Source organism: Kitasatospora sp. NPDC051914 (assembly GCF_040680995.1).
GTDB lineage: Bacteria > Actinomycetota > Actinomycetes > Streptomycetales > Streptomycetaceae > Kitasatospora.
This window is the reverse complement of the sequence record NZ_JBFAXX010000016.1, coordinates 1-20,602: the sequence shown is the minus strand read 5'-3', so window position 1 is coordinate 20,602 and position 20,602 is coordinate 1. Positions and strand designations below refer to the sequence as shown.

At 71.4% G+C, this 20,602-nt stretch carries 17 protein-coding genes and 3 pseudogenes; 12 read left to right on the top strand and 8 right to left on the bottom strand.

Features of this window, described 5'->3' with window-relative positions:
• Positions 1 to 23: 23 nt before the first annotated feature.
• Positions 24 to 1,385: an MFS transporter gene (locus AB0M03_RS12890; RefSeq protein WP_363491429.1), complete on the bottom strand. Its 1,362-nt coding sequence runs from the start codon at positions 1,383 to 1,385 to the stop codon at positions 24 to 26.
• A 136-nt stretch (positions 1,386 to 1,521) separates the two neighbouring features.
• Positions 1,522 to 1,611, bottom strand: a pseudogene (locus AB0M03_RS12885) (IS5/IS1182 family transposase); the annotation flags it as partial.
• Here AB0M03_RS12885 and AB0M03_RS12880 point away from each other — a divergent pair.
• Positions 1,611 to 2,032: pseudogene (locus AB0M03_RS12880) on the top strand (hypothetical protein); the annotation flags it as partial. The pseudogenes AB0M03_RS12885 and AB0M03_RS12880 overlap by 1 nt on opposite strands.
• Positions 2,033 to 2,191: 159 nt before the next feature.
• On the opposite strand, the gene AB0M03_RS12875 reads toward AB0M03_RS12880, so the two are convergent.
• From AB0M03_RS12875 to AB0M03_RS12865, 3 genes are read right to left on the bottom strand one after another with little or no spacing between them, the layout of a single operon-like run.
• A complete protein-coding gene (locus AB0M03_RS12875; RefSeq protein ID WP_363491428.1) occupies positions 2,192 to 2,815 on the bottom strand; it encodes a 4'-phosphopantetheinyl transferase superfamily protein in 624 nt (207 codons plus the stop codon).
• Entirely contained in the window at positions 2,812 to 3,042 is a 231-nt protein-coding gene (locus tag AB0M03_RS12870; protein ID WP_363491427.1) for an acyl carrier protein, read from the bottom strand. The genes AB0M03_RS12875 and AB0M03_RS12870 overlap by 4 nt, the downstream gene beginning before the upstream one ends.
• 47 nt (positions 3,043 to 3,089) lie before the next feature.
• A complete protein-coding gene (locus AB0M03_RS12865; protein WP_363491426.1) occupies positions 3,090 to 3,947 on the bottom strand; it encodes a hypothetical protein in 858 nt (285 codons plus the stop codon).
• 271 nt (positions 3,948 to 4,218) lie between these two features.
• On the opposite strand from AB0M03_RS12865, the gene AB0M03_RS12860 reads away from it, so the two are divergent.
• From AB0M03_RS12860 to AB0M03_RS12845, 4 genes are read left to right on the top strand one after another with little or no spacing between them, the layout of a single operon-like run.
• Positions 4,219 to 5,367, top strand: coding sequence for a phytanoyl-CoA dioxygenase family protein (locus AB0M03_RS12860; protein ID WP_363491425.1), 1,149 nt, complete (start codon positions 4,219 to 4,221; stop codon positions 5,365 to 5,367).
• Positions 5,349 to 6,671: a DUF6271 family protein gene (locus AB0M03_RS12855; RefSeq protein ID WP_363491424.1), complete on the top strand. Its 1,323-nt coding sequence runs from the start codon at positions 5,349 to 5,351 to the stop codon at positions 6,669 to 6,671. Before AB0M03_RS12860 ends, AB0M03_RS12855 begins: the two co-directional genes overlap by 19 nt.
• Positions 6,668 to 8,371 carry a condensation domain-containing protein gene (locus AB0M03_RS12850; protein WP_363491423.1) on the top strand — a complete coding sequence of 568 codons (1,704 nt, stop codon included), beginning with the start codon at positions 6,668 to 6,670 and terminating at the stop codon, positions 8,369 to 8,371. The genes AB0M03_RS12855 and AB0M03_RS12850 overlap by 4 nt, the downstream gene beginning before the upstream one ends.
• Positions 8,368 to 9,612, top strand: coding sequence for an MFS transporter (locus AB0M03_RS12845; RefSeq protein WP_363491422.1), 1,245 nt, complete (start codon positions 8,368 to 8,370; stop codon positions 9,610 to 9,612). The genes AB0M03_RS12850 and AB0M03_RS12845 overlap by 4 nt, the downstream gene beginning before the upstream one ends.
• 201 nt (positions 9,613 to 9,813) lie before the next feature.
• Here AB0M03_RS12845 and AB0M03_RS12840 read toward each other — a convergent pair whose 3' ends face one another.
• On the bottom strand, positions 9,814 to 10,266 hold the full coding sequence (locus AB0M03_RS12840; RefSeq protein ID WP_363491421.1) for a hypothetical protein: 453 nt from the start codon (positions 10,264 to 10,266) through the stop codon (positions 9,814 to 9,816).
• 588 nt (positions 10,267 to 10,854) lie between these two features.
• Here AB0M03_RS12840 and AB0M03_RS12835 point away from each other — a divergent pair.
• Together AB0M03_RS12835 and AB0M03_RS12830 are read left to right on the top strand one after the other, a co-directional pair.
• Positions 10,855 to 11,043: a hypothetical protein gene (locus AB0M03_RS12835; RefSeq protein ID WP_363491420.1), complete on the top strand. Its 189-nt coding sequence runs from the start codon at positions 10,855 to 10,857 to the stop codon at positions 11,041 to 11,043.
• A gap of 39 nt (positions 11,044 to 11,082) precedes the next feature.
• A pseudogene (locus tag AB0M03_RS12830) lies at positions 11,083 to 11,476 on the top strand (endo-1,4-beta-xylanase).
• Between the two features lie 105 nt (positions 11,477 to 11,581).
• On the opposite strand, the gene AB0M03_RS12825 reads toward AB0M03_RS12830, so the two are convergent.
• Positions 11,582 to 12,931, bottom strand: a complete 1,350-nt coding sequence (locus AB0M03_RS12825) for a PHB depolymerase family esterase (RefSeq protein WP_363491419.1) — start codon at positions 12,929 to 12,931, stop codon at positions 11,582 to 11,584.
• A gap of 425 nt (positions 12,932 to 13,356) precedes the next feature.
• Between AB0M03_RS12825 and AB0M03_RS12820 the strand changes: the two genes are divergently transcribed.
• The 3 genes from AB0M03_RS12820 to AB0M03_RS12810 all read left to right on the top strand — a co-directional run bounded on the left by AB0M03_RS12820 (position 13,357) and on the right by AB0M03_RS12810 (position 18,146).
• Positions 13,357 to 14,706 carry a ricin-type beta-trefoil lectin domain protein gene (locus tag AB0M03_RS12820; protein WP_363491418.1) on the top strand — a complete coding sequence of 450 codons (1,350 nt, stop codon included), beginning with the start codon at positions 13,357 to 13,359 and terminating at the stop codon, positions 14,704 to 14,706.
• Positions 14,707 to 14,802: 96 nt separating this feature from the next.
• Positions 14,803 to 16,356, top strand: a complete 1,554-nt coding sequence (locus AB0M03_RS12815; RefSeq protein WP_363491417.1) for an alpha-L-arabinofuranosidase B — start codon at positions 14,803 to 14,805, stop codon at positions 16,354 to 16,356.
• A 137-nt stretch (positions 16,357 to 16,493) separates the two neighbouring features.
• Positions 16,494 to 18,146 carry a lectin gene (locus AB0M03_RS12810; RefSeq protein WP_363491416.1) on the top strand — a complete coding sequence of 551 codons (1,653 nt, stop codon included), beginning with the start codon at positions 16,494 to 16,496 and terminating at the stop codon, positions 18,144 to 18,146.
• A 450-nt stretch (positions 18,147 to 18,596) separates the two neighbouring features.
• On the opposite strand, the gene AB0M03_RS12805 is transcribed toward AB0M03_RS12810, so the two are convergent.
• Entirely contained in the window at positions 18,597 to 18,878 is a 282-nt protein-coding gene (locus AB0M03_RS12805; RefSeq protein WP_363491534.1) for a MerR family transcriptional regulator, read from the bottom strand.
• 702 nt (positions 18,879 to 19,580) lie between these two features.
• Here AB0M03_RS12805 and AB0M03_RS12800 point away from each other — a divergent pair.
• Positions 19,581 to 19,790 carry a hypothetical protein gene (locus AB0M03_RS12800; protein WP_363491415.1) on the top strand — a complete coding sequence of 70 codons (210 nt, stop codon included), beginning with the start codon at positions 19,581 to 19,583 and terminating at the stop codon, positions 19,788 to 19,790.
• A 268-nt stretch (positions 19,791 to 20,058) separates the two neighbouring features.
• Positions 20,059 to 20,565 carry a transposase gene (locus AB0M03_RS12795; RefSeq protein WP_363491533.1) on the top strand — a complete coding sequence of 169 codons (507 nt, stop codon included), beginning with the start codon at positions 20,059 to 20,061 and terminating at the stop codon, positions 20,563 to 20,565.
• The last annotated feature ends 37 nt before the right edge of the window (positions 20,566 to 20,602 follow it).

Sequence of the window (20,602 nt, the reverse complement as noted above, 5' to 3'; positions counted from 1 at the left end):
GTGGTCTTCGCGACCTGCGGCCGTCAGCGGACGGCCGGGGCCGCAGTGCGGCCGGGGGTGGTCCGCTCCTCTCCGGGGGTGAGCGCGACGCCGCGGGTGTCGGGCATCAGGACATAGGCGATCAGGGAGACCAGGGCGCAGGCCGAGACGTACCAGAAGAACGCTTTCTCGTGGCCGGCGTTCTTGAACCAGAGCGCCACGTACTCCGCGGTGCCGCCGAAGAGGGCGTTGGCGACGGCGTACGGCAGGGCGACGCCGAGGGCGCGGATCCGGGTCGGGAAGAGTTCCGCCTTCACGGCGGCGTTGATCGAGGTGTAGCCGGTGACGACGACCAGGGCGAGCAGGGACAGTCCGAGCGCCGGCCAGTACGAGGATGCCGAGCCGAGGGCGGTCATGATCGGGTAGGTGCCGAGGGTGCAGCCGACCGCGAAGGTGATGAGCAGCGGCCGGCGCCCGATCCGGTCGGAGAGCAGGCCGGCCAGCGGCTGCAGGGCGGCGAAGACGGCGAGCGCGGTGAAGCTGACCAGGGTGGCGGTGTTCTTCGCCATGCCCGCGCTGCCGATCAGGTACTTCGTCAGGTAGGTGGTGTAGGTGTAGTAGGCGACGGTGCCGCCGAGGGTGAGGGCCATCACCATCACGGCCTGCCGGCGGTGGGCCCACAGGGCGCGCACGGTGCCCCGGGTGTCGGCGCCCCGGCCGGCGCCGGCCTCCGCGGTGAACGCCTCGGTCTCCTGGAGGCGGCGGCGCAGCCAGAACACCACCAGGGCGAAGAGCGCGCCGACCACGAACGGGATCCGCCAGCCCCAGCTCTTGAGTTCGGCGGTCGTCAGGGTGTGCTGCAGGCCGATCAGGATGCCGAGACCGAGCAGCTGACCGCAGGTCATCGACACGTACTGGAGGGACGAGCCGAGGCCGCGCTGGTTGCGGGCGGACGCCTCGGTGAGGAAGGTCGCGCTGGCGGCGTACTCGCCCCCGATGCTCATGCCCTGCAGCAGTCTGGCCAGCAGCAGGACGCCCGCGCCGAGGTATCCCGCCCGCTGGTAGGTCGGGGCGACGGCGATCAGCAGGGCGGCGGCCGACATCATGGTGACGGTCAGGGTGAGCGCACTCTTGCGGCCGTGCCGGTCGGCGGCGCGGCCCAGCACCCAGCCGCCGACCGGCCGCATCAGGAACCCGACGGCGAAGATCCCGGCGGTGTTCATCAGCTTGGTGGTGGGGTTCCCGCCGGGGAAGAAGGAGTCGGCGAAGTAGATCGCGAAGCTGGCGTAGACGAACCAGTCGTACCACTCGACGAGGTTGCCGAGCGATCCGCCGATCAGGGCGAGGCGCCGCGCGGCACGGCCGCCGCTCTGCGGCGACGGGGGCGCGGTACGGGACGGGGACATGGCGGCTCCGCGGGAAGGGCCCGTGGGGGGCGGGGGTGGGTGCCCCGAGCGTGCTGCCGTCGGCGGTGGCCCGGCAAGGGCGGGCCCGCAGATCTAACATCCCGCTAACTGAGCGTTTCCTCCCCGGTTTCGGAGCTCAGGTTCCGCGCCAGGTCGGGGTGGCTTCACCGGTGAGGCGCCGGGTCATGAGATCGATCATCGCGACGTGGGTCATGGCTTCGGAGCGACTACAGCACCTCCAAGGCCGCCCTCGTCCTGCTGGCCGGCTACCGGACACCCGCCGGCCTCCGCAGAATCGGCGAGGCCCGCCTCGCCGCCTGGCTGGCGAACCGCAAAGTCCGAAACGCCAAAGCGGTGGCCGCCACCGCGCTGGAGGCGGCACACGCCCAGCACACCGCGATCCCCGGAGAGAGGACCGCCGCGACCATGGTGCACACCCTGGCCAGGGTGGTGACGGCCCTGGACGAGGAGATCGCCCGCACCGACACGGCGATCGAGGCCCGGTTCCGCAGGAGGAGCGAGGGCAAGTCCCACAAGCAGGCCGTCCTGGCCCTCGCTCGTCGCCGCCTCGACGTGCTCTGGCCCTCATACGGGACCAGCACACCTTCACCATTGAGCCGCCCCGACGCGGTCTCGCAGCGGCATGACCCCGTCACCGTCCGCTACCCAGATCCTTGACGAACCCGATTGGGAATCAGTGGCTCCGTTCCGCCGCCTGGATCCGTTCCTCCGTCGCGGGAGGGTTCAGGCCGCCGGGCCCGGTCGGCGTCCGCGCCTCCATGACCGCCCACACCTGCGCCGCCTCTTCATGTATCGAGTTCATGCCCGACAAGGTAATCCATGTCCCGGACAGTCCATGAGCTGCAGGTGCCGGCCACCGCCACCACGGCCGAGCGCCGCCGGTCGGTCCATTCCCGCCGGACACACTCGCCCTGTCCGGCCTTCAGGCAGGCTTCCGTACGCACCCACAGTCCGAGCAGCGCGGGCCCGGGGTCCGGTCGGGCGGCTGCGGCCGCCCACAGTTCGGCTTCGGGCAGCAGCCGCCGCATGACGGACAGCGGGCCGGGCCGGCGCGTCGCGGATTCCACGTCGATGCCGACCGCGCCGGGGCCGGCCGCCGCCGCGACCAGCCCATCGGCGTGGCTCAGGCTGACGCCCACCGCCGGATGCTCGGGCAGGTACGGACGACCGTGCCCGTGCCCGCCGCAGTCGGGGCAGCCCTGAGCGAGAGTCAGGTCCTGCGCGAGCCGTCCGGTGCAGCGGGCTGCGCACAGCCGTACCAGCATCCGCGCCGCCAGCCAGTCGTCCCGGCGGGCCGGTACCCGGATGCGCGCGAGCCGCTGCCGCTCCCACGGCGCCAGCAGTGCGGTGTCGGCCGCCGGATGGGCGAGAACCTCCGCCGTGGTCGCCACCACGGCCAGCGCTGTCACCCGGTGGCGCTGAGGAAGCGCTGCCGGACGCGGTCGAGTGTGCGGAAGTCGTCGATGGTGACTTCCTGAAGATCGATGCTGTCGCCTGAGATGTCCTCCAGGAGGTCGATGAACTCGAGGAAGTCCATGGAGTCGATGAGCCGGGCCTCGATGAGGTCCTCGTCGGGGGCGATCGGGCCGTCGAGTCCGGGGTTCTTCTCGTGCAGCCACGCGGCGATGCGTTCCATCGGGTCGTACCACTCCTTGCTGTTCCGGGATTTCGTGCGGGAGGGGCTCAGCCCCGGGCGGCGCGCAGCCGATCGAGGGCGCGCTCGGCCGTGCCGTGGGCGAGGATCATCGCGTGGACCCAGCGTTCGACGCCGAACGCGACGCAGGCGCTGTACGCGGGCCCCTGGTCGCCGGCGCGGATGTCCAGCCGCTCGCCGAAGAAGTTGCGGTGCCGGTTGACGGAGGCGATGGCGGTGCCGTCCGGGGCGCTGAACTCGTGCTTGACCGGGTCCAGGGCCATCAGCCGGGCCCGGGAGCCGCCCTTGTCGTAGAACGGGTCGTCGGCGGCGGCGCGGGTCAGCGTCAGTCCGAGGCGGTCGGCCAGTTCCTGAACGAAGTCGGCGCCCTGATCGAGGTGTTGGGCCGCGCCCTCCTTGCTGCCGAGGTACAGCACCTCGCGCATGTGGAAGCCCCACAGCCGCCGCAGGCCGTCGTAGTGGTTCTCGTTGCGGAAGCACCGGCCGGCCGCGGAGAGCCGCAGTCCGGTCTCGCCGACGTCCTCGCCCTCCAGGGAGAGCAGCAGGCCGTAGCAGGTGGCGGACGGCAGCAGGTACCCGGTGGGCCGCAGCGGCAGGTCCGTGGCGGGTTCGCCGGCGGCCAGGCCGTCGAGGCTCTCGGAGGTGAACCGTCCGGCGGAGACGCCGAGGTGCGGGAAGTTGCGGAAGTAGTCCAACCGGGCCAGGCCTTCGGCGGGCAGCAGCGGCGGACCGACCACCTCCGGTGCGGCGAGCCTTGCTGCCAGGCCGGTGAGCAGGTCGTCCAGGCCGCGCAGCAGGGCGGTGAGGGCCGGGTCGAGGGTGACCAGCCCCGGGCCCGGGGATTTCAGGCCGGTCTCCGGCATGGCGGTGGTGCTGGCTGTGCTCATGGAAGCGGTTCCCTCTCCGGGAGCGGACATGCGGTGGCGATCGGCGGCCCGGTGGACGGGACGCGGCCGCGCGGTGCGACGGCCGCGGCCGATGGTCCGTCAGGAACGGACACCCGTTCGGACATTAGGTCAGCCGCTCAATTATTGTCCAGACCAATCTGACCCATATCCGCATGTCGACATGGCACTTGACAATCCAACTGGTCTGGACCAATCCTGCTGATCGCGACGGCCCGGGAGCCGTCGAGAGTCCCCGCCGGAGGAAGCCCGTATGACGACACCCGTGCCTACCCGCCGTCCGTACCTGCACCGGGCGGCCTCGGACCGTCCGTACTTCAGCGCGGACGGCGAGTCCTACCTTGCACCGACCACCCTGCGCGAGCTGAAGAAGTCACGCCCGCTGCGGGTGCTGTCCGAGGAGGACTTCGCACACTGGCAGACGTACGGCTACGTCGTCGTCCGCGAGGCGATCCCGGCCGAGGACGCGCGCCGGCTGCTGGACTTCACCTGGGAGTTCCAGGGCCTCGACCCCGACCGGCCGGACAGCTGGTACGAGGACCGGCCGTTCCGCTCCGAGCTGGACCAACAGCTGCACATCTACGGCTTCGTCGAGGCGTACCACCACCAGCTGCTCTGGGACAGCCGCCAGGCCCAGCGGGTGTACGACGCCTTCGTCGACGTCTGGGACTGCGAGGAGCTGTGGGTCACCCTGGACCGGCTCAACCTCAACCCGCCGAACGTCGGCAACCGCGACCGGGCGCTGATCGACCCCACCGACCGGGGCTTCGACATCGAGCTGCACTGGGACATCGACACCACGCTCGGCGTCCCGCCGCAGCGCGTTCAGGGCATCATCGCGCTCAACGACACCAGGCCCGAGACGGGCGGCTTCCAGTGCTGCCCCGAGCTGTTCCGCCGGTTCGAGGAGTGGAAGCTCGCCCAGCCGGCCGGCCGGGACCCGGTGCGACCGGCCGTCGACCGGGCGGAGTTCCCGGTGGTCCGGCCCGAGCTGCACCCCGGTGACCTGCTGATCTGGAACGGCCTGCTCGCCCACGGCGTGGCGCGCAACACCTCCGGGGAGGGGGTACGGGCGGTCCAGTACCTGTCGATGATGCCCGCCCTGGAGGAGCACCAGCGACTGCGGCGCTCCCGAGTCGACTCCTGGCGGCACCTGCGCACCCCGCGCTGGAACCGCACCCTGGTCGGCGACCCGGTGCTGCACGAGTCCAAGCGCTACCCGACGGCCACCCTCACCGAGCTGGGCAGCCGGCTCCTGGGGCTCACTTCCTGGCACGACGCAGGCAAGGGCACGACGGACGGCGAAGGCGCGTTCGGCGGTCAGGGCGCGGCGGACGGCGAGGGCACAGCCGGCGGCCGGCGGAGCGGGGACGGGGAGCCGTCGTGCGCCGTGTCTGCCTGACGCTCCCGACCAACCGGCCGTGCGACGAGACCGTCGCGGCGGTCGCCACGGAGGCCGCGTACGGCGCCGACCGGTTCGGCGTCGAGGTGCACCTGCTGATCCTGGACTCGTCCGACCCGGCGTCACGCGCCGCGCACCGGCGGACGGTCGCCGCCCTGGACCCGGCACCCGGTGTCGTCGTCCACCACCTCGACGAGGCCGACCAGCGGACCTTCCTGCGCGAGGTGATCACGCGCTCCGGCGTCGCCGCGCCGGAGCGCGTGCTCGACCTGATGCTGCCGGCCGGCGTCTCGTACGGTGCCTGCACCAACCGCGCCTTCCTGATCGCGGAGGCGCTGGGCTGCGCGTCGGTGCACCGCCGGGACTCGGACAGCCGGTACCAGCAGCTGGCCGGCCGGCCGGTGCACCCCGTCCACCACGAGCTCGCCGCGCTGGGGCGGCGGGCGGCGGACGTGGCGGGGCTGGTGTCCCGCAGCAGGCTGGACCCGGCGTGCGCGGACCGCCCGGTGGCCGTGGTCGGCGGCTCCTTCATCGGCGAGATGTCGGTGGACGTCGAGGAGATCCGCCGGCTCGACCCGGAGGTTTACCGCGAGCTGGTCGGCCTGTCGATCCCCGCCGGCTGCCCGCCGCTCTGGCGCAACCACCTGATCGAGGAGGCCTTCCGCGGCGCCGGGACCACCCCGTTCACCGCCGACCGCACCACGCTCACCGCCGTCAGCCCGACCCGGGTGGACATGTGCAACGTCGCCTTCGACCGCGGGGTCTACGGCCGGGTGCCGCTGCCGCCCGCCACCGACACCATCGGCAGCGACTACTTCCTGCTCCACCTGGTCCACGACGCCAAACTGCCCGGCGTGCTGCACAACCGGCACATCGTCAACTACCATACCGGCGAGCGCCGCACCGACGCCGGATTCCTCGCCTACCACCTGCGGCTCGCGAAGTACTTCCTGGCGAGTCACCACCTCAACGCCGTGTACGCGCGCCTCGCGGAGACCGGCGAGCGGCTGCTCGACGCCGAGGGGCGGGTCCGCGCGCCCGCCGTGGCCGGCCTGGTCCGGGAGAGCACCCGGCTGGACCGGGCGGAGAACGCCGGACGGCTCGACGTCCTCGACCGCTGCTACCGCACGCTGGGCGGCCGCTACGCCACGGTCGCCGACGTCCTCGCCGGTGCCCGGGAGCGGCTCCTCGACGAGGCCAGGCAGGACATGGCGGACTTCGCCCTGCTCATCGACGCCTGGCACCCGCTGATCCGCACCGCCGCCGACCGACCCGTACCGATCCCCCGGAGCGAGACCCCGTGACGCAGACCGACACCCGTACCCTCACCGTCCGCTACGCGGGCGGCGTGGCGCGCCGAGGTCCCGTGACGATGGGCCAGGCCAACATGATCCGCTGCATCCTGCGGGACGGCGCGGCGAACGTCAGCATCCACGACGTCTGGCCGGTACCGGCGGGAACCACCCGGGAGCAGGCGCTCGACGCCCTGCGCCGGCTGGTGGAGCGGCACGAGGCGCTGCGCACCACCTTTCCGGGGACCGTTCCGCGCGAGCAAGTGGTCGCCGCGGAAGGCGAGTTCCCGGTCGCCGTCCTCGACCACGACGAGCCCGGCCCGGACCCGGCGCAGTACGCCGAGTCGGTCGCCCGCCGGGCCCGCGACCACGACTTCCGCCTGGACCGGGACTTCCCGCTGCGGCTGTCCCTGCTCACCGTCGGCGGTGCCCCTACCCACCTCGCGCTGGCGGCCAGCCACGCCGCGACGGACGGCGGTGCCCTCGGCATCCTCCGCGAGGAGTGGCTCACCCTGCTGTCCGGCGGGGAGCTCCCCGCGCCGACCGCCCTCACCCCGCTCGGCCTCGCCGCCGAGGAGGCCACCCCGGCGGGGCGGCGCAGGTCCGAGGCGTCCCTTGCGTACTGGGAGCGGATCATCCGCACCGCGCCGCAGGCGATGTTCGCCGAGCCACGTGCGGAGGCCGCCGACGGCCTGGCGCCGCAGCTCACCCTCCGTTCGCGGCGGGGCGCGCTGGCGCTGGCCCGGGCGGCGGACCGCACCGGCGGCCTGCCCTCCACGGTGCTGATCACCGCCTGGTGCACGCTGGTCGGCCACCGGGCCGGCCAGACCACCTGCGTGGCCGCCGTGCCGACCTCCAACCGCTTCCAGCCCCGGCTGACCCGCTCGGTGAACACCCTGTCCCAGGACGCACTGCTCGCCCTGGACCTCCGCGTCCCGTCCTTCGACGCGCTGCTGCGCAAGGCCTGGGGGGCGGCGCTCAACGCCTACCGGCACAGCCAGTTCGACGCGCTGCGGCTGTGGGAGATGATCGACCGGGCCACCGTCGAGCGCGGCAGTCACTTCGCCCGTGACGTGGTCTTCAACGACGTGAGCGCCCTGCCGGCCACCCTCGGGCCGAAGGCCCCGCCCGGTGTCCCGGACCCGGACCCGGAGCTCAGCTGGGGCCCCGTCCAAGCGCTGCCGACCAAGCTGCTGGCCTTCACCTTCCGGACCGAGCCGCTGCTCCACATCGGCATGTGGGCCGACCCGGCGCTGTTCGACCGGGACGAGGCGGAGGGCTTCCTCACCGGACTGGTCCGCCTGCTGGAAGCCGTCGCCGACGCGGACGTACCGCTCGCCGGACTCACCGCCGTGACCGGCGTCCGGCCGGCCGAGCGCGGTGCCGGCTGGCGGCAGATCGACGGCTGCTGGGTCTCCCCGCCCGCCGTGGCGGACGCCCTCGGCACGGCGCTAGGCGGCCTGCCCGTGCACGTCACCGTCGACGACCCCGAGGGCCTCACCGCGTTCATCGCCTCCGGCGGCACCCCGCTGACGCCGCACCGGGCCCACACCGCGCTGATGGCCGCCATCCCCGGCCGCCCGGGCGTCCTCGCACCGCGCCGGTACGTGATCGTCCAGGACCCGCCCGCGGATCCCGGCCGCGCGGACGCATGGCACCGACAGCAGACACTCACCGAAGGGACCGGCCGGACACCGGCGGATGTGACATGACGATCGACGACATGACCGTCCGGCAGCAGCCGGACACCCTGCCCAGCCCGTGGCGCTCGGGCCGCTTCCGCCTGCTGTTCACCGCCCGCAGCGCCTCGCTGCTGGCCGACGGCATGCTGATGGTCTCGCTGACCACCGCCGTGCTCGGGACGGGGCACGGGGCCGGCGGGGTCGGGTACGCCCTTGCCGCCTGGATGGCACCGATCGTCCTGCTGGTGCTGTTCGGCGGGGTGCTGGCCGACCGGTTCACCCCGCAGGTGATGATGGTCGGCGCCGACGTGGTGCGGATGCTGGCCATGCTCGTGCTCGCCGCGCTGCTGGCCTTCAGCGACGTACGGCTGTGGCAGATCATGGCGCTGATGGCGCTCAGCGGCGCCGCAACCGCCATGTTCCAGCCGGGGCTGGCGAGCATCGTCCCGCAGGTCGCCGAGGACATCCAGCGGGCCAACGCGCTGCTGCGGATCTCCGAGGCGATCGCCACCCTGCTCGGCCCCGGGCTGGCTGGCCTGCTCGTCGCCTACGGGGACGTGGCGGGTTCATTCACCGTCATCGCGGCCGCCTTCGCCGTCAGCGCGCTGGGCCTCGCGCCGCTGCGCAGTCTCTCCACCGCCCGCAAGGACGCCGACGAGCCGATGCTGCGCCGGCTGGCCACCGGATGGCAGGAGTTCCGCTCGCGCGCCTGGCTGTGGGGGGTCATCGCCGTCTGGGCGGTGTACGGGCTGTTCGTCTTCGGCCCGGCGCTGCCGCTGGGCGCGGCGCTGCTCACCGAGCAGCACGGCACCAGCGGCTACGGCTGGATCGCCTCCGCCGACGGGGCCGGCACGATCATCGGCGGGCTGCTCGGCATGCGGGTGCGGCCCCGGCGTCCGCTCGTCGCGGGGGCCTGTGCGATGTTCTGCTTCGCCCTCAACCCGCTGGCCCCGGCGCTCGGGTGGTCCTTCCCGCTCGCGGCGTTCACCGGGGTGCTGGCCGGGTGCGGGTTCGCCTTCTGGGGGGTGATGTGGGCGACCAGCGTGCAGTCGCACATCCCGCTGGCCGTGCTCAGCCGGGTCTCCGCCTACGACGTCGCCGGGTCCATCATGGTCATCCCGCTCGGCCGGGCCCTGGCCGGCCCGGCGGCCGAGGCCGTCGGGGCCGACCGGGTGCTGCTGTTCTCCTCGGTGATGGGGGTGCTGCTGATCGCCGCGATGCTCTGCGTCCCCGCCGTCCGCGGCCTGGGCCGGACCCCGGACGAACCGTGACGTGAGGACCCTTCGCCACCTCCTCGGCACCGCCTGACCCCTGCGGCCCGTGACCGGCCTGGCCCGGCTGTCGTCCTGCGGCTCGTGAAGTGCGCGCGTGAAGTGCGCGGTCGATGGCCGCGCCGGCATCGGCGGCCCGGCTGGACGGCGTCGCCGTGCTCCGCACCTGGACCTCCGGCCGGTGAAGGCCGGGCGCGTGGGTCAGGCGGTGGGAGCGGCCAGGATCACCCGGATCTCGCTCACCCGGTAGCCGCCGCGGAGGAAGGCGTTCGCCATCGGGGCGTTGGCGGCGGCCGTCGTGGCGGTGATCCGCTGGGCGCCCTCACCGGCGTGGAAGCGGGTGATGTGGGTGAGGATGTCGTCGATGTGGCGTCGGCCGCGCATCTCGGGGATGACACCGAGGTGGCCGACGTTCGGCCCGTACGGGGTGCGGGAGGGGATGGCGAAGCCGAGGAGCCCGCCCTCCGGGGTGTGCACGAGCCGCCACCACTCCCGCTTCCCGGGGCAGCCGAGGTAGAACTCCAGGTCGTCACGGGCGGTGCCCTCCTCGCCCATGGCAGTGATGTCGGCGATCGTCTCGCTGTCCAGACTGCCCCGCGCCACCTGGCGGAACACGTCGACGAACACCTCGTCGTCGGGCTCGGCGGTGAACACCAGACGGTCCGACGGCTCCGGCGTGCCGTACTCGGGTGCCCACTCGAACCGAAGGCGCTCGATCCGCTCGCTCAGCCCGGCGCGCCCGACCGCCTCCTCGCGCCAGCCGGCGGCCGCGGGCCGGGTCAGACGAATCTCCCATGAGCCACCGTAGCCGCCGGCCTGCGGCGGGCGGGAGCGGATGAGCAGCGGGGCAGGACGGCGACCAGGCGGCTGTGGCGGGGGTCCGCGGCGAGGGAGGGCACGAACGGGAGCCTACGGCGCCGGCCGAGAGCAGCGTGGGTGGTCCGCAATAGTGCGACGAACGACCACCGCCGGTGCCCGGCCGGGTGGGAATCGGCGCTGGTCGTGCGGGGGTTGATTCGCGTCGTTGGTGGTGTACGCCGCCGGTTCCCTGCCTCTGTCCGGCGGTGTGGGCGGCCGCAAAATCGGTGGCCTGCGGGGGTTGATCGGCGCGGTGGACTTCCTACTGTTCCGGCCCGTCGAACCGCTGAGGGGTTGTCAGCTGCGGGGTCACCCCGCTGCTGCCCGCGTCCCGATCCGACGCCCACCACGGCGTCGAAACGATGGGAGAAGACCGTGGGCGAGATGAACAGGGGCCAGGGCGGTACCGGCAAGACCGCCGGGCAGGCCTGGGACGGTGTCGAACGCCGTGCGCAGCCGGCCGGGCCCGGGGAGCGGGCCGTTCCCGCATGGCGGGACCCGTCGCGGCCGGACGGATTCGTGGTCGGGCGGCTGCTGTCCGGCGTCGGGTCACAGGTGGCGGGCGCGCTGTGACGGCGAACATCAGGACCTGGCACCGGAACGGCCGTCGGCCTGGCCCACCTGGGCTCCGACCAGAACTACACCGGCATCGCCGCCGACCAGTTCTCGGTCGTGACGCCGGAGAACGCCATGAAATGGGAGGCGGTGGAGCCCACTCGTGGCGTCCACGACTGGCAGCCGGCAGATCAGCTCGTGCAGTTCGCCCGGCAGCAAGCAGTCGGTCCGCGGGCACACCCTGATGTGGCACAACCAACTCCCGGCCTGGCTGACCACCGGGGTCGACAACGTGACCATCGACGACGCGCAGTTGCGCGAGATCCTCCAGCGGCACGGGCTACGGCCTGCTCTACGACGTGAACATGAGGCCGAAGCCCGCCTACTGCGCCTTCAGCAGGATCTCGCCCCGGCCGCGAACACCACGCATCGCGGCGGCGGGAAGAAGTAACTCCCGCTTCGCCGAACTCCTTGACGGAACTTCAGCAGCCTCCAGCACACAGCCGGCCGCAGGAGCGCCACCCTTGCGGGGCGCCCCTGCGGACCGGCCGACGTGTCAGCCCATCGCCCACTGCTGGTTCGTGCCGCCGCTGCAGCTCCACAGCTGGACAGGGGTGCCGTCAGAGGTCCCCAGCCCGGCCACGTCCAGGCACAGCCCCGACTGCACGCCGGTGATGGTGCCGTTCGGGTTGACCTGCCACTGCTGGTTGGGCTGACCGTTGCAGGACCAGACGATGACCTTGGTGCCGTTGGTGGTCCCCTTGGCGCTTGCGTCCAGACACAGCGTGCTGCCGCCCACGGTCACGGTCAGCTGGTTCGACGGCGTCCGGGTCCAGGTCTGGTTCGCACCGCCGTTGCAGGCGAAGATCTGCTGCTGCGTGCCCAGCGCCGTGTTGGCATCGGTCAGGCACTTGCCCGCGTCCACCGCACGCAGCGCGCCGGTCGTACCGCCGCCGGAGGAGACCGCGTCCAGGCCCATGAAGTGGATCGCGGTGGCCGCCATCGTGGAGCCCTTGACCGGCAGTTCGTGCCCGGTCCCGGCGAGGCTGTACGCCTCGACCTGGGTGCTGCCGGCGCCGTTGTTGTACCGCGTACGGGTCCAGCCGGACACCGGGGTGTCCGTGGACGACGGGGTCCGGCTCACGCCGAGGACATCGGTCCACTGCTCGATCTCTTCACCGAGGTTGTTGTGGCTCAGGATGGTGTCGGCCGTCCCGTGCCACAGCTGCACGCGCGGACGCGGCCCGCTGTAGCCGGGATACCCCGTGGTACGCACCAGGCCGCCCCACTGCTGCGGGGTCATGTTGACCTGGCCCTGGGCGCAGGCCGAGTTCCAGCCGCGTACGGAGCCGGTGTAGAAGCAGTGGTAGGGCACTCCCATGAACGCCGCGCCCGCCTTGAACACGTCGGGGTAGTCGGCGAGCATCACGTTCGTCATCATCGCGCCCGACGACTGCCCGGTCACGTACACGGCGTTGGGGTTGCCGCCGTAGTGCTGCTCCGCGTAGGTGATCATCGACATGAGCCCGACCGGGTCACTGCCGCCGTTGCGGGTCAACGCCTGGCTGGAGGAGACGTCCCAGCAGCTTCCGCCGGGGTTCGTCGAGGGGTAGATGACGAGGAACCCGTACCGGTCGGCCAGCGACGCGAAGTCCTGACTCGAGTACAGGTAGGGCCCCGAGCCCTGACACCCGTGCAGGGCCAGCAGGATCGGCGGGTTGGCCCTGACGCTGTTCGGCACGTACAGGTGCATGGCCAGGCCGGTCGGGTTGGTGCCGAAGTTCGTGATCTGCGTCAGCGAGGCGGCGGCGGCCCGTGGGGCCGTATGCAGGCTCAGGCCGACCGCGAGGCCGATCACGGCGATGATGCCGGTCAGCCTGGACAAGAACGAGCGGGATCGGGACATGGGACCTCTCCGTCGATTGCATGAGCGTGAGAAGGTCCGGCGCCACCACGGATGAAACGCCAACGATACTCGCGCCAGCCGGTCGCCGCCGTCAACAACCGTGCGGTGAAAGCACCGTGGAACGAACCGGCGAAGCCGACAACGGGCCGCCCCGCGGCTTCGCGACCACTGCGCAGTGTCTTGACAACACGCGACGCCTGATACAGATTTCACCAGGGCAAGCTGGAGCCGCTTGCTTCAGAGGAAAATTGTTAGCGCTAACATGGCATGATCGAGAGTCCGGCGCCCACCCCTTCCCCTCGTGACGCCCCACCCGCGCGCATTCCTCTGGCCCGCCCCGCTCGAACGAACCGTTTCAACCGGCCTGCGGAGATCCGCCGGCCGGCGCCCTGAACTCCTGTCCACCCGCAGCGAAGGAAGAGCCCATGAAACGCAGTTCCTTATGCACCCGTGTGCTGGCCCCGGTGGTCGTCGCCGTGGCTGCGATCAGCATGGCGCTGGGCACCGGCCTCAGCGCGACCGCCGCCCCGGTCACGGCCACCGCCCCGGTCACCGCCGCCGCGGCCAGCGGCGGCTGCGGCAAGGCGCCGTCGCTGGCGAGCGGCGCCCACACGATCACCAGCGGCGGCCAGAACCGCAGCTACATCCTGCGGGTCCCCGCCAACTACGACCAGAACCGCCCCTACCGGCTGGTCTTCGGATTCCACTGGCGGGGCGGCACCGCCAATGACGTCGACTCCGGCGGCACCGACGGGTACAACTGGTCCTACTACGGACTCAGGCGACTGGCGGACGCCGACAACAACGGCACCGTCTTCGTCGCACCGCAGGGCTTCGACAACGGCTGGGCCAACTCCAACGGCCAGGACGTCACCTTCGTCGACGACCTGACCAGGCAGCTCGAAGCCGGCCTGTGCGTCGACCCGACGCGGCTCTTCGCCGCCGGTTTCAGCTACGGCGGCGCGATGAGCTACGCGCTCGCCTGCGCCCGGCCGACGGTCTTCCGAGCGGTCGCGGTCTACGCCGGAGCGAACCTCAGCGGATGCAGCGGCGGCACGCAGCCGATCGCGTACATGGGGCTCCACGGCCTCCGGGACAACGTCCTGCCCATCTCCTCGGGACGGGCACTTCGTGACCAGTTCGTCAGGAACAACGGCTGCACCCCACAGAACCCGCCCGAGCCGGCGTCCGGCAGCCTGACCCACGTCGTCACCACCTACTCCGGGTGCAAGTCCGGGTACCCGGTCGTCTGGGCCGCGTTCGACGGAGCGGGCCACGACCCCGGTCCGATCGACGGGTGCACCTGCGACGGCTGGCGCACCTGGACGTCCGGCGAGGTGTGGAAGTTCTTCAGCCAGTTCGGCTCCGGCACCCCCACCCCCGGCACCGGTCAGGAGATCGTGGGCCAGGCGTCGGGCCGTTGCATCGACGTCCCCGGCTCAGCCACGACCAACGGCACCCAGGCCCAGCTGTGGGACTGCCACGGCGGCACCAACCAGCGGTGGACCTACACGGCGAGCAAGCAGCTCATGGTCTACGGCAACAAGTGCCTGGACGCCTCCGGCAAGGGGACCAGCAACGGCACCGCCGTGGCGATCTGGGACTGCAACGGGCAGACCAACCAGCAGTGGAACATCAACTCCAACGGCACCATCACCGGAGTGCAGTCGGGCCTGTGCGTGGACGCCACCGGCACGGGCACGGCGAACGGGACGAAGATCCAGCTGTGGGGCTGCTCGGGCGCGGGCAACCAGCAGTGGAGTCTGCACAGCTGACCAGCGCTCCAGGCGCCCCCACCGTCGCGCTACCGGCGGGACGCCGGGAGGTTCGTGAACGCTCACCCCACGCCCCAGCCTGTGAAGGAGTTCTTCATGATCAAAGCGTCGATCCGCAGGGTCCGGCGGGCTCTCCTCGCGGCGGGTGCGACCGCCGTGCTCGCCGTCGGCCTGCTCACCGCCACGGCCGGGACCTCGCAGGCGGCCACCCAGGGCCCGTGCGACATCTACCTCGCCGGCGGCACCCCCTGCGTCGCCGCGCACAGCACCACGCGCGCCCTCTACGGGGCGTACAACGGCCCGCTGTACCAGGTCAGGCGCGCCTCCGACAACGCGACCAGGGACATCGGCCTGCTGAGCGCCGGCGGATACGCCGACGCCGCCGCGCAGGACTCCTTCTGCGCCGGCACCAGCTGCGTCATCACCGTCCTCTACGACCAGTCCGGCAAGGGCAACCACCTCACCCAGGCCCCTGGCGGCGGGGCGGCCGGCGGGCCGGACAACCTCGCCAACGCCTTCGAGGCGCCGGTCACCGTCGGCGGGCACAAGGCGTACGGCGTCTACGTGGCTCCCGGGACCGGCTACCGGAACAACAACACCAACGGCATCGCCACCGGCGACCAGCCGGAGGGCATGTACGCGATCTTCGACGGCACGCACTTCAACGGCGGCTGCTGCTTCGACTACGGCAACGCCGAGACCAACAACCTGGACACCGGCAACGGCCACATGGAGGCCCTCTACTTCGGCAACAACAAGAGCTGGGGCTGGGGCAGCGGCAACGGCCCCTGGGTCATGGCCGACCTGGAGAACGGCCTGTTCTCCGGCGTCAACCGCGGCTTCAACGCCAATGACCCCAGCGTCAACAGCCGGTTCCTGACCGCCATGCTCAAGGGCGGCCCGAACCAGTGGGCCCTGCGCGGCGGCGACGCCCGGTCGGGCGGCCTGTCCACCTTCTACAACGGGGTACGGCCCAATGCCACGGGTTACAACCCGATGCACAAGGAGGGCGCGATCATCCTCGGCATCGGCGGTGACAACAGCAAGTGGGCCCAAGGCACCTTCTACGAAGGGGTCATGACCCAGGGTTACCCCTCGGACGCCACCGAGAACGCCGTCCAGGCCAACATCAACGCCGCCGGCTACAACAGCGGCTCGACCGGCACCGGCACGCTGACCCCCGGCTCCCGGATCTCCCTGCAGGCCACCACCGCGCCCTGCTGCACCTCGCACTACCTCCGCCACAACGACGCCGACAACAAGGTCGTCATCTCCAACACCAACTCCTCCAGCCCGACCACCGACAAGGCCGACGCCACCTGGATCGTCCGCGCCGGCCTGGCCAACACCTCCTGCCTCTCCTTCGAGTCCGCCAACAACCCCGGCCGGTTCCTGCGCCACTTCAACTACGAGCTCTACCTGGACTTCGACAACGGCGCCGGCCCCTTCGCCCAGGACGCCACCTTCTGCCCGACCAGGGGCAACAGCGGGGTCGGCACCTCCTTCCAGTCCGTCAACTTCCCGACCAAGTACCTCCGCCACTACAACTACACGGCCTACATCGCCAGCAACGGCGGCTCGAACAGTTGGGACAGCGGCACCAGCTGGGCCGCCGACACCAGCTGGCTGGCCGCCCAGCCGCTGGGCTGACCCGCACCGCCGTCTCAGCAAGCTCGCCGGCCCGGCCGCAGGCTCCCACCCGTGGCCGGGCCGGTGCAGGGAGCTGGCCGAGGGCATCGGCCCGGCTCCCTGCCACGTCGAATCCGCCTCCCAGGAAGGAACCCTTCATGGTCCCCCCACGGTTCCACGGGCGGCGGCTGCGTCTCCTCGCAGCCGCCGCACTGATGCTCACCGCCTGCGTCACCGCATCCACCGCCACGACCGCCGAGGCCGCGCCGGGCAGCCCTGCGCCCACCCCGCCGCTGGGCTGGAACAGCTGGAACAGCTTCGGGTGCGGTGTCGACGAGTCGAAGGTCCGCCAGGCCGCCGACGCGATGGTGTCCTCGGGCATGAAGGACGCCGGCTACCGGTACGTCGTCGTCGACGACTGCTGGTTCGATCCGCAGCGTGACGGCGCGGGCAACCTCCGGGCCAACCCGACCAAGTTCCCCGGCGGAATGAAGGCGCTCGGGGACTACATCCACAGCAAGGGCCTGAAGTTCGGCCTCTACCAGGCGCCCAACGAGCGCACGTGCGCCCAGGCCGTGGGTACCTACTCGGGCTCCACCGGCAGCAAGGGCCACGAAGCCCAGGACGCCACCACGTTCGCGTCGTGGGGTGTGGACTACCTCAAGTACGACTGGTGCTCCTCCAGCGGCACGCTGGACCAGCAGGTCGCACAGTTCACCCTCATGCGCGACGCCCTCCGCGCCACCGGCCGCCCAATCGTCTACAGCATCAACCCCAACAGCCTGCACGCCATCACCGGCTCCTCGTACAACTGGGGTGAGGTCGCCGACCTGTGGCGGACGACCGAGGACCTGCTCGACATCTGGCAGAACGGCAACACCAACAGCTACCCGATGGGCGTGGGCAACGTCCTCGACATCGACGCGCCGCTGGCCGCCCAGTCGGGCCCCGGCCATTGGAACGACCCCGACATGCTCGTGGTCGGCCGCCCCGGCCTGTCCCTGACCGAGTCCCGTTCCCACTTCGCCCTGTGGTCGCTGCTCTCGGCACCCCTCATCGCGGGCAACGACATCCGGACCATGTCCGGCGACGTGAGCGCGATTCTGCGCAACCCCCGTCTGCTGGCGGTGAACCAGGACGCGCTCGGCGCGGGCGGGCGCCGGGTGCGCGACGACGGCGACACCGAAGTGTTCGCCAAGCCCCTGTCCGACGGCTCGGTCGCCGTGGGCCTGTTCAACCGAGGTAACGGCACCGCGACCGTCACCGCCACGTCCGCACAGGTCGGCCTCACCGGAGGGTCATTCACTCTCACCGACCTGTGGACCGGCGACACGTCGAGCACGTCCGGCCAGATCTCGGCGAGCGTCCCGGCGCACGGTGTCGCCGTGTTCAAGATGACCGGCGGCAGCCCGCTGGCCTCCACCACCGCACGCCTGCGCGGTACCGGGTCCGGCCGCTGCCTGGACGTGGAGCGCGCCTCCACGACGGCCGGGACGGCGACGCTGATCTGGGACTGCCACACCGCCGCCAACCAGCTGTGGACCACGTGGGCCGGAGGCGAGATCCGCGTCTACGGCGACAGGTGTCTGGACGCCTACAACCAGGGCACCACCGGCGGCACGCGGGTCGTCATCTGGCCCTGCAACGGCCAGAACAACCAGAAGTGGACCGCGCAAGCCGACGGGTCGATCCGCAACGTCCACGCCGGGCTGTGCCTGGACGCCGACCACGCAGGAACCGTCAACGGGACCCCGGTCATCCTGTGGACCTGCAACGGCCAGAACAACCAGAGGTGGACCACGCTCCCGTGACCCGCCGCCCTGCCCGCGCAGGGGCGTCCGATCGGAAGAGGGCAGTCCCGCCGCAGCAGGCCAAGCCGCGGGGACTGCCCCTCCTGCACCTGGACCGGGACTTCGAACGCATCGCCGCAGTCACCGGCCATGCGCTCCTGTGGCACGGCGCGGCCTCCGGGAGGCGTGCGCCCCCACGAAGGCGCATCGGGCCGGGCCCTCTCCCACCAGCCGATTCGACACCACGGACATCCCCCGGCACCACCGGCCCGGGAACACGCTGGCCGAAGGGCACATGTTCGGATCCGGCCCGGCCGGATCCGAACTTCGCGACCGGCCCCCATGGGGAATTTCGCAGCCGGATACGCATCCGCGGCGGGGCCGCCGTGCAGGGAGCGCCCATGCGTGCACGAGATGGACCGGGGCCGCCGCGGGACGCCAGCGGGGCCGCAGCAGGGCGGCAGTGGCCGGTCAGGTGTCCGCGGGCGGTTCCTGGCCGTGCTGGGAGCGGCGCAGTTGTTCGTTGACGCGCAGGGCTTCCTCGAGTTGGTCTTCGAGAATGATGATGCGGCAGGCGGCTTCGATGGGGGTGCCCTGGTCGACGAGGTCGCGGGCCCGCATGGCGATGCGCAGTTGGTAGCGGGAGTAGCGGCGATGGCCGCCGTCGGAGCGTAGCGGCGTGATCAGGCGGTGTTCGCCGAGGGCTCGTAGGAAGCCGGGGGTGGTGCCGGTCATCTCGGCGGCGCGGCCCATGGTGTAGGCGGGGTAGTCGTCGTCGTCGAGTTTGTCGGGTGTGTCGGGGCTGGTCGTCGTAGTCACTGCACCTGTCTGGTTCTCGGGGGAACGCGTCGAGGGGCCCCGGCGCCGTATCGGCTCCGGGGCCCCGAAGGGGAAACAACACCATCTACCGGCCTGGGCCGGTCCTTGGGTTCCGCACTGCCCCGGGAGAGGGGGTGTGCGGGGATCGCTTATGCGTGACCGGAAACCACCGTCCTTGGGTTGGGGTCTGCGGTGTCCGCCCGGGCACGTGTTCATGTGGCCGGGCGATCCTGATGGCGCTTGCGCCCTCCGTTCGTCCTCTGTCCTGGCATGTCATTTTCGTACTGCTGGTACTGCACCTGCTGAACTGCGTACTACCGAACAGCTCGGCGGCCCCTGATACCTGCGGGCCGCCCGGTCCGGCAGTCAGTCCCGTCGCCGTCCTGCACGTGCCTGGCTTCGGAACTCCACCACCGGACCGAACTTCTGTGCAACAACCCCGGCCGGTTCGTGTCTGGCCGGTACAGCCGACTGCTGTCTACGGGAAAACGTTAGACCCGCCCGCAAGGAATGTCTACTCCGGCGCGCATAGATTTTGAGTCGGCCGCGCGAGAGGTAATCTCCCACCGCACGACGACCGCACCCCCGAGCCGCCAGCGCGGCCGGCGAACAAGCAGCACCGCGCAGGAGGGCGAAGTGGAAGACCTGGCGACCGCAGCGCCGGAGACGGCCTCGGACGGGCAGACGGCCCTGATCGAAGCGATCACCGAGGCCGTCCGCGACAACAACGACCACACCATCCGTCGGCTGCCGGCCCGCTTCGCCGAACACGCCACCATCACCGACCTGTACGCCCTGCGCGACGCCCTCGACAACACGCGCCCGATCAATCGCGGTCGCACGTAACCCCTGCCAGGACGTTGAAGGTCACTCGTCCCTGTCGGCCGTGGCCGTCCCGGCCCGGCTGGGCAAAGGTGGCAGGCACACGGGTCGGATCAGCCAGCGATGGTCCGGGGGGACGGCGGATGTTCAAGGGTTCCGGGTGCTGCCCCGCCGGTGGGTGGTCGAGCGGACATCCTCCTGGCTGGGACGGTGCAGACGGTCGGCATGAGCTCTGCCCCGCGACGTGGACACCCTGACACTGGATCTTGTCGATCGAGGAAGGGAAGTCCAGGTGGGACGTCCGTCGAAGTACTCGGACGAGTTCCGTCGTGATGCCGTCGCGCTGTACCGGGCCGCGGAGGGCCAGCGCACGTTCGCGGCCGTCGCGAAGGAGATCGGGGTCAGCCACGGGACCCTGCGGAACTGGGTGAGGGCCGCCGATGCCGAGCCGGCGTCGACCGGGCAGGCGCTGAGCGCCGACGAGCGGGCCGAGCTCGCCCGCCTGCGCAGGGCCGAGCGCGAGTGGCAGGTGGAGAAGGAGATCCTGCGTCGGGCAGCGGTGGATTCAACCGGTCGTTGCAACACCTCGTCCTCGGAGGTGTTGATGGGCAGGCCAGCAGGGTGGATGGCGGCGTTGACCGGGCGGTCGCCGATGAAGTCCCCGGGCGCGCCGACGCTTCGGCGGGAAGTGGAACGCCAGTTCTGGCGGGATATCGAGGCGGTCGCTGCCACGCTCAACAGGGTCACGTCCGCCGGAGTGGTGTATCGACGGCCACTCGGTGATCCGGTTTCAGGCTAGGCGGTAAGGGCTGTCGTGATGGTCTCGTCGGGGGTTT

Bases quoted from the DNA above. Each gene is read 5' to 3' on its own strand.
- AB0M03_RS12890 (WP_363491429.1), bottom strand. From the start codon at position 1,385: ATGTCCCCGTCCCGTACCGCGCCCCCGTCGCCGCAGAGCGGCGGCCGT.
- AB0M03_RS12870 (WP_363491427.1), bottom strand. From the start codon at position 3,042: ATGGAACGCATCGCCGCGTGGCTGCACGAGAAGAACCCCGGACTCGAC.
- AB0M03_RS12865 (WP_363491426.1), bottom strand. From the start codon at position 3,947: ATGAGCACAGCCAGCACCACCGCCATGCCGGAGACCGGCCTGAAATCC.
- AB0M03_RS12860 (WP_363491425.1), top strand. From the start codon at position 4,219: ATGACGACACCCGTGCCTACCCGCCGTCCGTACCTGCACCGGGCGGCC.
- AB0M03_RS12845 (WP_363491422.1), top strand. From the start codon at position 8,368: ATGACGATCGACGACATGACCGTCCGGCAGCAGCCGGACACCCTGCCC.
- AB0M03_RS12835 (WP_363491420.1), top strand. From the start codon at position 10,855: ATGAACAGGGGCCAGGGCGGTACCGGCAAGACCGCCGGGCAGGCCTGG.
- AB0M03_RS12825 (WP_363491419.1), bottom strand. From the start codon at position 12,931: ATGTCCCGATCCCGCTCGTTCTTGTCCAGGCTGACCGGCATCATCGCC.
- AB0M03_RS12820 (WP_363491418.1), top strand. From the start codon at position 13,357: ATGAAACGCAGTTCCTTATGCACCCGTGTGCTGGCCCCGGTGGTCGTC.
- AB0M03_RS12815 (WP_363491417.1), top strand. From the start codon at position 14,803: ATGATCAAAGCGTCGATCCGCAGGGTCCGGCGGGCTCTCCTCGCGGCG.
- AB0M03_RS12810 (WP_363491416.1), top strand. From the start codon at position 16,494: ATGGTCCCCCCACGGTTCCACGGGCGGCGGCTGCGTCTCCTCGCAGCC.
- AB0M03_RS12805 (WP_363491534.1), bottom strand. From the start codon at position 18,878: ATGGGCCGCGCCGCCGAGATGACCGGCACCACCCCCGGCTTCCTACGA.